The sequence below is a fragment of the Protofrankia sp. Cr2 genome, assembly GCF_963555885.1.
Lineage (GTDB): Bacteria > Actinomycetota > Actinomycetes > Frankiales > Frankiaceae > Protofrankia.
The window spans coordinates 2,494-3,141 of the sequence record NZ_CAUVXG010000111.1 but is presented as its reverse complement, the minus strand read 5'-3'; the positions used below and the strand labels follow the sequence as shown (position 1 = coordinate 3,141).

1 pseudogene is annotated in these 648 nt (G+C 67.9%); it reads right to left on the bottom strand.

Features of this window, described 5'->3' with window-relative positions:
• Positions 1–648 (bottom strand): annotated as a pseudogene (locus U9978_RS23750) (type IV secretion protein Rhs); the annotation flags it as partial.

Here is a 648-nt window from a genome sequence, read left to right as displayed (position 1 = left end):
ACAGCAGCTGATGGTTGACATCCCACACCTGCCCCAGCACCACTCCGGTGTCCAGGCTGCGCTCGACCTCCCGGCCCGCCTCGTCGTGGGCGAACCGCAGGATTCGACCGGCGGTGTGCAGGGACAACGGCAGATCGTTCGGGTCATACTCCCAGCGGCTCTCCGCCCCGGACGGCGTCACCCGCCGCACCCGCCGACCCAGCACGTCGAACGTCGAGGACACCGTTCGACCGTTACACGTCTCGGCCAGCACCCGACCGAGAGGATCCCGCTCGAACACACAGTCCGCGTCGGAGCTGGTAGCGCGCACGACACGGCCGACGGCGTCGTAGGCGAACGTCGTCACCGCCTCGTCGCCACGTTTCTCAACCACGTTTCCGAGTAGATCGCGGGTGAACCGCAGGGTCTGCCCCGCACCGTTGGTCGACGCGACGAGCTGCCCGGCAGCATCATGGGTATAGGCAAGGACACGGCCGTTGAAATCGGTCTCGCGGATGAGATTGCCGGCCGGATCGTAGTCGTAGCGCCACACCAGGCCGGCCGGATTGGTCACCGCGACCAGCCGTAGTTCGGTGTCGTAGGCGAACGCGAGGCGCGCCCCGTCCGGACCGGTCCGCGCCGCCGGCAGATCGAAATGTGTGGCCTCGG